The sequence below is a fragment of the Burkholderia sp. Ac-20379 genome (assembly GCF_017104645.1).
Taxonomy (GTDB): domain Bacteria; phylum Pseudomonadota; class Gammaproteobacteria; order Burkholderiales; family Burkholderiaceae; genus Burkholderia.
Map to the genome: position 1 here is coordinate 1 of NZ_JAAGPF010000274.1, position 10,433 is coordinate 10,433.

General features: G+C 65.7%; 7 protein-coding genes. All 7 read right to left on the reverse strand.

The genetic code is table 11. From position 1 onward, the window contains the following. Window positions 1-272: 272 nt before the first annotated feature. Window positions 273-1,580 carry an MFS family transporter gene (locus tag G3N92_RS25820; protein ID WP_206130427.1) on the reverse strand — a complete coding sequence of 436 codons (1,308 nt, stop codon included), beginning with the start codon at window positions 1,578-1,580 and terminating at the stop codon, window positions 273-275. Window positions 1,581-1,816: 236 nt separating this feature from the next. Further along, window positions 1,817-3,649 carry a DUF4153 domain-containing protein gene (locus G3N92_RS25825; protein ID WP_206130428.1) on the reverse strand — a complete coding sequence of 611 codons (1,833 nt, stop codon included), beginning with the start codon at window positions 3,647-3,649 and terminating at the stop codon, window positions 1,817-1,819. Window positions 3,650-3,783: 134 nt separating this feature from the next. After that, window positions 3,784-5,460 carry a SpoVR family protein gene (locus G3N92_RS25830; protein ID WP_206130429.1) on the reverse strand — a complete coding sequence of 559 codons (1,677 nt, stop codon included), beginning with the start codon at window positions 5,458-5,460 and terminating at the stop codon, window positions 3,784-3,786. A gap of 6 nt (window positions 5,461-5,466) precedes the next feature. After that, window positions 5,467-6,732, reverse strand: a complete 1,266-nt coding sequence (locus G3N92_RS25835; protein WP_206130430.1) for a YeaH/YhbH family protein — start codon at window positions 6,730-6,732, stop codon at window positions 5,467-5,469. A 114-nt stretch (window positions 6,733-6,846) separates the two neighbouring features. Then, window positions 6,847-8,769: a PrkA family serine protein kinase gene (locus G3N92_RS25840; RefSeq protein WP_206130431.1), complete on the reverse strand. Its 1,923-nt coding sequence runs from the start codon at window positions 8,767-8,769 to the stop codon at window positions 6,847-6,849. A 436-nt stretch (window positions 8,770-9,205) separates the two neighbouring features. Then, a complete protein-coding gene (locus tag G3N92_RS25845; RefSeq protein ID WP_206130432.1) occupies window positions 9,206-9,622 on the reverse strand; it encodes a hypothetical protein in 417 nt (138 codons plus the stop codon). Between the two features lie 50 nt (window positions 9,623-9,672). Beyond that, the coding region (locus G3N92_RS25850; RefSeq protein ID WP_206130433.1) for a PfkB family carbohydrate kinase at window positions 9,673-10,433 on the reverse strand (761 nt) is incomplete at its 5' end.

The window sequence follows — 10,433 nt, forward strand, 5'->3', positions numbered from 1 at the left end:
CCGGCGCCGGCCTCGGCACGCCCGCGCCGGCCTTGCGCGTGCTGCCGCCGCCGCACGCCGCGGCAGCCTCGTAAGCGCGCCGCCGCCACGGCGCACGGACGAAAAAAAGCCCGCCATGAAGGCGGGCGCGAATCCCAGTCAAGGAGGTGTCACACGAACTACGGGTTCAGAGTAAGCGGCCCGCTCCGTGTCGACAACCAAGCATTTCCGATAACGTTATCGTGCGCGCGCCGCTAAGAACATGGCGCGCGCCTCGCGTTGCGCCATCGGGCTCAGGGTTCGTTGCGCAGATAGCCTTCCTTGGCCGGCTCGCGCATGAAGTACGACACGATCAGCGAGATCGCGCAGAGCACCGTCACGTACCAGTAGAACGTCGATTCCGTGCCGGCCTGCTTGAACCACAGCGCCACGTATTCGGCCGAGCCGCCGAACACGGCGTTCGCCACCGCATACGACAAGCCCACGCCCATCGCGCGCACTTCGGGCGGGAACATCTCCGCCTTGATCAGGCCGCTGATCGACGTGTAGAAGCTGACGATGGCCAGCGCGATCGTGATCAGCACGAACGCCGTCACCGGGCTCGACGTGTTGGCGATCGCATGCATCAGCGGCACCGTGCCGATCACCGACAGCGCGCCGAAGAACAGCATCGAGGTGCGCCGGCCGATCCGGTCCGACAGCGCGCCGAACACCGGCTGCAGCAGCATGTAGACGAGCAGCGCGGCCGTCATCACGTTGCTGGCCGTCTTGGCGTGCATGCCGCTCGTGTTGACGAGGTACTTCTGCATGTACGTGGTGAACGTGTAGAAGATCAGCGAGCCGCCGGCCGTGAAGCCCACCACCGTGAAGAACGCGCCGCGGTGATGCTTGAACACGCCGCGCATGGTGCCCGCGCCGCGCGCCTGACGCGATTCGCTGGTGGAGGTTTCGTCGAGCGACTTGCGCAGCCAGAGCGAGATCAGCGCCGCGCACGCGCCCACCACGAACGGAATGCGCCAGCCCCAGGCGCGCAGGTCCTCGGTGCTCAGCAGTTGCTGCAGGATCACGAGCACGAGCAGCGCGCAGAGCTGGCCGCCGATCAGCGTCACGTACTGGAACGACGCGAAGAAGCCGCGCCGCCCCTTCAGCGCGACCTCGCTCATGTAGGTGGCGCTGGTGCCGTACTCGCCGCCCACCGACAGCCCCTGGAACAGCCGCGCCAGCAGCAGCACGATCGGCGCGAGCGCGCCGATCTGCTCGTAGGTCGGCACCGCGGCGATCACCAGCGAGCCGCCGCACATCATCAGCACGGAGATCATCATCGCGCTGCGCCGGCCGCGCCGGTCGGCGATGCGGCCGAACAGCCAGCCGCCGATCGGCCGCATCAGGAAGCCGGCCGCGAACACGCCGGCGGTGTTCAGCAACTGCGTGGTGGGGTTGCCGCTCGGAAAGAACGCGTGCGCGAAATACAGCGAACAGAACGAATAGACATAGAAGTCGAACCACTCGACGAGATTGCCCGAAGACGCGCCGACGATCGCGAGCACGCGACGCCGGGTGTCGTGCGGATCGATCTCGGCCTGGGCGTGGAGGTCGGTCATGAGAGGGTGTTTCCTGTTATGTCGGCTGGGATGCCGGGCGGCGGGATTGGCCGCTCCGGCTCTCGGGCCGCGGGTTGCGCGGGCAGCGTGCGGGTAGCGCACCGCGCGGCAATTCTATCGAACTGAAAGCTTGTTTGCCTTCGGGGCTCGCCCTGATGGCGCGGCGCGGGGCAGCCGCTCGCCGGGGCGGGCTGCGTTCGCCCGGTTTGGGCCCGGGCGCCTCGGCCGCCTGCCGCTCAGCGCTTGCAGTGAACGGGCGGCGTATCGATCGGCTCCATGCCGATGCGCAGGCCGCCCACGTCGAGATCGAAGGCGCGCGGCGCCACGCGCCGGTACTGCCCGTGCGCGAGCGCGTCGCGCTGCTCCGTGCAGCCGGCATCGAGCCGGAACCTCGCGACGGCGTGCCACTCGCCGCCCGCATCCTGACCGAACGCGGTGCCGAAATCGCTGCCGGCCTGCATCAGCAGCAGATCGGCCGTGTGCCGCCCGCTCAGGTCGGCGAGATACACGTCGCAGGTTTCGCCGGCCATCGTCAGGCACAGCGGCAAGCCCTCGTCCTGCCGGTGCGGCCAATCGGTATCGAGAAACGACGCGGGCACGGCCTGCCCTGGCGTGTGCACGACCAGGTGGGCCGCGAGCCCCGCCCGCGTCGGGGCAGTCATCGTGCCATCGCTGCGCGAACGCTCGATCATGCTCCGGCTCTGCTCGCGAATGCTCGCCGCGTTCGGGCCGTCGGCGGTGGCGCGCAGCGCGAGCAGCGCACGCTTGCCGTAATTCGCCGCGTCGTAACGGAGAAACGCGAAGTCGAATGTGTCCGGCGCGATCCGGCCGCTCAACAGGCGCTGCACCTGGCTGTCGACCGACAGCCGCGCCGGGTCGGCGATCGGCGTGTACAGCGCGATCAGCACCGCCAGCGACAGCCAGGCCGTCAGCACGTTGGTCGGCGCGATCGCGGTCAGCCAGTCGCGCCGGGCGAACGCCGCCCGCGCGTAACCGATCGCATAGCAGGCGGCCAGCAGCGTCAGCGCGCCGGCATGCACGCGCTGCACGGTCAGGCCGTGCTGACCGATCCGCAGCGCCAGCGCATAGCCGGCCGCGCCCACCAGGAACGGCAACGTCAGGCTGCCCGCGCGCGCGCTGATCCTCAGGAGCCGCGGCACCGGCTCGTGCGCGGCGCCGTTCTTGAATACGGCGTTGAGCAGCACGATTTCGAGGGCCGCCACGCCGAGCAGCACGCCGGCCGTCGAGCGCGTCTCCCACAGCGGCTTGAAACCGGTCAGCGCCGAGCTGAGCAGGAAGCCGGCCACGATCAGCACCAGCAGCGGCAGCAGCCACGACATCAGCGTCAGCAGCAGCGTGCGCAGCCCGCGCACGATGTCGGCGCGCACGTCGGCGACATGCAGCGCGAGCGCGAACGCCAGCGCATTGACCGGCGCCTCGAACCAGAGCTGCCGCAGCAGCGTACGCAGGAAATGCAGGTCGAGCAGCATGAACAGCGTCGCGCCGGCCCACAGCACGAGATGAAACACGCCGACGAACAGCGCGGCCAGCAGCACTTGCAGCGCGAGCCGCCAGGCCAGCGAGAAATACGCGTCGTACGGCGCGAGCCAGGTGCGCGACCGCTCGCCCGCCGCGATCAGGGTATGGGCGACGAACACGAACAATGCGCACACGGCGCCGGCCTCGAACGTCGGCATCCGCGCGGGTATCGGCGCGAACGACACGTCGGCCAGCGCGGGATCGGCCCCGGCGAGCCACAGCATGCGCGCCGCGTCGTGATAGCCGAGCATCGCCACGATCAGCGCGAGCAACACGGCCCACAGCACCTGCCGCGACATCCGCATCTCGCCGAGCCCGATCACGACGAGCGGCGGAATCAGCAACGCGACGAGCAGCAACGGGCCCAGCGCCAGCCACTGCGGCGCGGCGGGCGGCAGGCCGCGCATGGCGGCCAGCACGCCATACAGCGCGACGCCTTGAATCGCGCCGATCGCGATCCGCCAGGCAAGGCGCCGCGGCGAGGCCGGCGCGGGTTCCTGCGCCGGCGCATTCGTCAATCCTTCGGTCATGGGAGCAATGAGATGGCGATTGTTCAGACGAAATGCGTTTTACCAGAAACGTTTCCTCGACGCAAAACAGCGCGGCCGGCAACGCTGCATGCGTTGCCGGCCGCGCCGGCCCTCCCGACAGGAACCGGACCCCGTCAAACGCGCCCGTCGGGCGGCTTGGCCCGGCACTCGTAGCGCTTGCGCACGGTGCCCGACTCGTCGACGCTTTCCAGGAACACGTCGAACTGCCAGAGCCGCGCCATGTGCTTGAGCACCTCGTCGCTGTCGCTCGACAGATGGCGGTTGTCGGTCATGAAGTGACGCAGCGTGAGGCTGCGGTCGCTGCGCGTGTTGACGGCCCACACCTGGATGTTCGGCTCGCGGTGATGGATGTCGTACTGCCGCGACAGCGCCTGCCGCACGTACTGATAACCGCTGTCGTCGTGGATCGCCGACACCTCGAGCGAGTCGCGCATGTCGTCGTCGAGCACCGAGAACAGCCGCATTTCGCGGATCAGGTGCGGCGACAGATACTGCGCGATGAAGCTCTCGTCCTTGAAGTTGCGCATCGCGTAGTGCAGCGCGGGCAGCCACGGCGTGCCGGCCAGTTGCGGGAACCAGCGGCGATCCTCGTCGGTCGGGTTCTCGCAGATGCGCCGGATGTCGCTCATCATCGAGAAGCCGAGCGCATACGGATTGATCCCGCTGTAGTACTGCTTCGTGACGGGCGGCTGGTAGATCACGTTGCTGTGCGAATGGAGGAACTCCATCATGAAGCCGTCGGTCAGCTTGCCCTGCTGATACATCGTGTTCAGCAGCGTGTAATGCCAGAACGTGGCCCAGCCTTCGTTCATGACCTGCGTTTGCCGCTGCGGATAGAAATACTGGCCGACCTTGCGGACGATCCGGATCACCTCGCGCTCCCACGGCTCCAGCAGCGGCGCATTCTTCTCCGCGAAATACAGCAGGTTTTCCTGCGGCTCGGGCGGATAGCGGCCCTCCACCTCCTCGTCGGCCGCCTCCGGCTTGCGGCCCGGCAGCGTGCGCCACAGCTCGTTGACCTGCGACTGCAGATACGCCTCGCGCTCGCGCCGCAGCGCCGCTTCCTTCGACAGCGACGGCTTCTGCGGGCGCTTGTAGCGATCGACGCCGTAGTTCATCAGCGCGTGGCACGAATCGAGCAGCTCCTCGACGCGATCGATGCCGTGCCGCTCCTCGCACTCGGCCACGTAGTTCTTCGCGTAGACGAGGTAATCGATGATGGCGTGCGCGTCGGTCCAGAGGCGGAACAGGTAGTTGCCCTTGAAGAACGAGTTGTGGCCGTATGCGGCGTGCGCGATCACGAGCGCCTGCATCGTCAGCGTGTTCTCCTCCATCAGATACGCGATGCAGGGGTTCGAGTTGATGACGATTTCGTAGGCGAGGCCCATCTGCCCGCGCCGGTAGCTCTTCTCCGTCGACAGGAAGTGCTTGCCGAACGACCAGTGACGGTAATTGACGGGCATCCCGACCGACGCATAGGCGTCCATCATCTGCTCGGCGCTGATCAGCTCGAGCTGGATCGGATAGATGTCGAGTTCGTACTGCTCGGCCACCTGCGCGATGTGCGTGTCGTACTCTTCGATCAGCTCGAAGGTCCAGTCCGACGGACAGGGCAGCGGCGTGCGATCGGCGGCATTCATGCGCGCCTCCTTATGCCCGTTCTCGGGCGCGGCGGGATGTGGCGACGCGGCAGGCTGCGTGCGCGCGTCGGCCGGGTTCGCGGGGGCGTCGCCGCCCTCGCCGCGCGTCTGATAGCCGCGCGTTTCGTTGTCCGGTTCGCGGGTCGTCATAAGGCGTCAGGTTTCCACATGCTTTTCGAACAGTTCGCGGAACACCGGGTAGATGTCCGCGGCCGAATCCACCTTCTTCATCGCCATGTGCGGCTGCGACAGCGCGAGCTGCGCATATTCGAGCCAGAGGTTCTGCTCCTCCTGCGCGACCTGGATGTAGGCGAAATAACGCGCCTTGGTCAGGATGTCGGCCTCCAGGATCTTGCGGCACTTCGGCGAATCGTCCGTCCAGTTGTCGCCATCGGACGCCTGCGCGCCGTAGATGTTCCATTCGGTCGGCGAATAGCGCTCGTCCATCACCTTGCGCATCAGCTCCAGCGCGCTCGACACCACCGTGCCGCCGCTTTCCGTCGAATGGAAGAACGTGTCTTCGTCCACTTCCTCGGCGCGCGTGTGGTGGCGAATGAACACCACCTCGATGCGCTCGTAGTTCCGCTTCAGGAACAGGTACAGCAGGATGAAGAAGCGCTTCGAGAGATCCTTGCGTTGTTCGTCCATCGAGCCGGACACGTCCATCAGGCAGAACATCACGGCCTGGCTCGACGGCTGCGGCTGCTTCACGCGGTTCACGTAGCGCAGGTCGAACGGGTCGATGAACGGAATGCGCCAAATGCGCCCGCGCAGATGGTGGATCTGCTCCTCGAGCGCGGCGATCTCGACGCGCCGGTCGGCCGGATCGTCCTTCATCGTTTCGAGTTCGGCTTCCAGATCGCGCAACTCGCGCGCGAGCGGCGAGCCGAGCGCGATGCGCCGCCCGAGCGCGCTGCGCAGGGAACGCACCACGTCGATGTTGTTCGGCGTGCCTTCCGCCGCCCAGCCGGCGCGCGCGCTCTTCCAGCTCGGCACGGTCAGCAGGTGGGTCTTGACGAGCCGCGGCAGTTCGAGATCCTCGAAGAAATACTGCATGAACTCGTCGCGGCTCAGCTCGAATACGAAGTCGTCCTGACCTTCTCCTTCGTTGCTGGCCTGACTGCCGCCACCGCCCGCGCCGCCCTGCGGGCGGGCGATCTTGTCGCCGCGGACGTAATCGGCGTTGCCCGGATGGACCATCTCGCGGCGGCCGCCGGGCGCGTGGCGAAACGCCGGCTCGGCGATGTCCTTGCGCGGAATCGTGATGCTCTTGGTGGTGTTGATGTCCTTGATGCTACGGTCGCGCACGGCGTCGGACACCGCGCGGCGAATGTAGTTCTTGACGCGACGCAGAAAGCGTTCGCGGTTAGCAATGCTCTTGTTCTTGCCGGCAAGCCTGCGGTCGATGATTTGATGAAGCACTCCCGGTCTCCCGCTCGAAAGTCGATACGCCGGGACGTGCCGCACGATCCGCCGTGCGGCGCGCCACTCAGGGTGCCCGCGCGGCGCGGCCGCGCGGGCGGTGCAGCGTGCGGATCATGAGGACTTGCGCACGCGCAGATACCAGTCGCACAGGAGCCGCACCTGCTTCGGCGTGTAGCCCTTGGCGACCATCCGGTTCACGAAGTCCTCGTGCTTGCGTTGTTCCTCCGCCGAACCCTTGGCATTGAACGAGATCACCGGCAGCAGTTCCTCGGTGTTCGAGAACATCTTCTTCTCGATCACCACGCGCAGCTTTTCGTAGCTGACCCAGGCCGGGTTCTTGCCGCCGTTGGCCGCGCGCGCCCGCAACACGAAGTTGACGATCTCGTTGCGGTAATCCTTCGGATTACTGATGCCCGCCGGCTTCTCGATCTTCTCGAGCTCGGCGTTCAGCGCCGCGCGGTCGAAGCTCTCGCCGGTGTCGTGATCGCGGAACTCCTGATCCTGAATCCAGAAATCCGCATACGTGACGTAGCGATCGAAGATGTTCTGGCCATACTCCGAATACGACTCGAGGTAGGCCGTCTGGATCTCCTTGCCGATGAACTCCGCATACCGCGAGGCCAGCAGATCCTTCACGAACGACAGATACTTCTGCTCGGTTTCGGGCGGGAACTGCTCGCGTTCGATCTGCTGTTCGAGCACGTACATCAGGTGCACCGGGTTGGCCGCCACTTCCGAGGTGTCGAAGTTGAACACGCGCGACATGATCTTGAACGCGAAGCGCGTCGAGACCCCCGTCATGCCTTCGTCCACACCGGCGTAGTCGCGATACTCCTGATACGACTTCGCTTTCGGATCGGTGTCCTTCAGGTTCTCGCCGTCGTACACCTGCATCTTCGAGAACAGGCTGGAGTTTTCCGGTTCGTGCAGACGCGTGAGCGCCGCGAACTGCGCCATCATCTTCAGCGTGCCGGGCGCGCACACCGCTTCGGCCAGCGAGGAATTGCGGATCAGCTTCTCGTAGATCTTGATCTCCTCGGACACGCGCAGGCAGTACGGCACCTTCACGACGAAGATCCGGTCGAGCAAGGCTTCGTTGTTCTTGTTGTTGCGGAACGCCTTCCATTCCGACTCGTTCGAGTGCGCGAGAATCACGCCGTCGAACGGAATCGCGCCGAAGCCTTCCGTGCCCTTGAAGTTGCCTTCCTGGGTGGCCGTCAACAACGGGTGCAGCACCTTGATCGGCGCCTTGAACATTTCGACGAATTCGAGCAGGCCTTGGTTCGCGAGACACAGGCCGCCCGAATAGCTGTAGGCGTCGGCGTCGTCCTGCGCGAACTGCTCGAGCTTGCGGATGTCGACCTTGCCGACCAGCGATGAGATGTCCTGATTGTTCTCGTCGCCCGGCTCCGTCTTCGCGATACCGATCTGGCGCAGCACCGACGGGTAGCGCCGCACCACGCGGAACTGGCGGATATCGCCGTTGTACTCGTGCAGCCGCTTGACGGCCCACGGGCTCAGGATGCCCTTCAGATAGCGGCGCGGAATGCCGTATTGCTCTTCGAGAATCGGGCCGTCTTCGTCGTAGTCGAACAGCCCGAGCGGCGATTCGTTGACGGGCGAACCCTTGATCGCATAGAACGGCACGCGTTCGGCGAGTTGCTTCAGACGCTCGGCGATCGACGACTTGCCGCCGCCCACCGGCCCGAGCAGATAGAGGATCTGCTTCTTCTCCTCGAGACCTTGCGCGGAGTGACGGAAGTACGCCACCACCTGCTCGATCACCTCCTCCATTCCGTAGAACTCACGAAATGCCGGATACACCTTGATGACCTTGTTGGCGAAGATTCGCGACAAGCGCGGATCGTTTCGCGTATCGACCTGCTCCGGTTCCCCGATGGCTGCCAACATGCGTTCGCCTGCCGTGGCGTACGCCTGCGGATCGTTCTTGCAGAGCGCGAGATACTCCTCGAGCGAGAGCTCTTCCTCCCGGGTTTTCTCGAAGCGGTTCGCGAAGCTGCTGTAAATATCCATGCTACCTCCTCGCCTGTGTCTGAAGACCGATCTTGCCTTCGCAAAATCACGCCGAAGCAGGACCGTTCAATTTCATCCTAAACCCATTTTCTTTTTTTTTCACGAACAAACTTCAGTCGGAACGTTGTTGCCGGACACTCTGAAAAACCCCGCTTGGACTGCGTATTTTTGCTGCCATACAATGTCCTCCCCGAAGTTTGCAACGCGACGTATGCGGCCTCTCCTGTTGCATCGAATCGTCTCTTGCACCGGACGCTTCCCCTCCTCTTTCCTCTACGTGCGACGCGGCGCGACGGATGACGCAGCACCCGCATTCGTTACAATTTTTTGCGATCGCGCCCGTCGTTTCGAGGCTTCGTCGGCGTGCTGCGCGATAAGTTCAATGCCGACGATCGGCGCGATGAAATAAATAACGTTCCCGGCACCTCGATGCGTGTCATGAAAACGCATGTTGCATCGCTCGACATGCATCGCACATCGAAGCAAATGTCCGCTGATGAGTGGGTAACGACGCGTTGCGAAAAGCATGCATCCACGTAAACACCGTGATCGCGAATGTGAACGACTGTGTCGCGATCGAACGATCGTGTTTCGCGTGGCCGCGATGCATGAAAACGATGACGGCCAACGCGCCGAGGCCGCGCGATTCGAAGATGAAAACAATGCGATTGGACGGGCAGCGCGAACGATGCGATACCGGCGGCGAGGATTGTCGACGGCAGCCGGCGCATGCACCGCGAACGCGCATCGTTGAAAGATTGATACGGCGTCCTCGCTGGCGGGCGTGGCAGGCGATCTGCCCCGAAAAACGCGGCGCCATGAAAAAATCCGGCGCGAGGCCGGATTCGGACAACTGCTGGTTGCCGGGTGCGCGTTCGGCCTGAATGTCGGCCCGACTGCCGATCAGCCCGCCTCGATCTCGCTCAAACGGGGAATCGACGGCTGCGCGCCCGCGCGCGTCACGGAGATCGACGCGGCCCGCTGCGCGAAGCGGATCGCCGCATCGGGCGCCTCGCCGGCGGCCAGCCGCGCGGCCAGGCCGCCGATGAAGGTGTCGCCGGCGGCCGTCGTATCGACCGCCTCGACCTTCGGCGCCGGATAGTGCCGCGCCACGCCACCGTCGAACAGCGCGACCACGCCCTGCGCGCCCAACGTGACGATCACATTGCGCGCGCCGCCCGCCATCAGGCTGCGCGCCGCGGCCTCGGCATGCGCGGGCGTGGCGATCGTCATGCCCGTCAGCGCGGCGGCCTCGACCTCGTTCGGAATCAGCCAATCGATCAGCGGCAGCCAGCCGTCCGGCAGCGGCCCGAGCACCGGGGCGGGATTGAGCACCACGGCGCAACCATGACGCCGCCCGGCCTCCAGCGCGGCGCGCACGGCCGGCAACGGCGTTTCGAGCTGGCAGACCAGCACGTCGGCCGCCGCGATCCGGGCGTCGTGGTCGGCCAGCGTGTGCACGCCAACCTCGCCGTTGCTGCCGGCCACGATCACGATGGCGTTCTGGCTCGCGTCGTCCACCACGCTCAGCGCCACGCCGCTCGGCACGCCCGCGCTCGTGCCGAGCGCGCCGCAATCGATGCCCTCGGCCTCCAGGCCGGCCCGCAACGCCGCGCCGTTGGCGTCGTCGCCGAGCTGGCCGATCATCGCCACCCGCGCGCCGA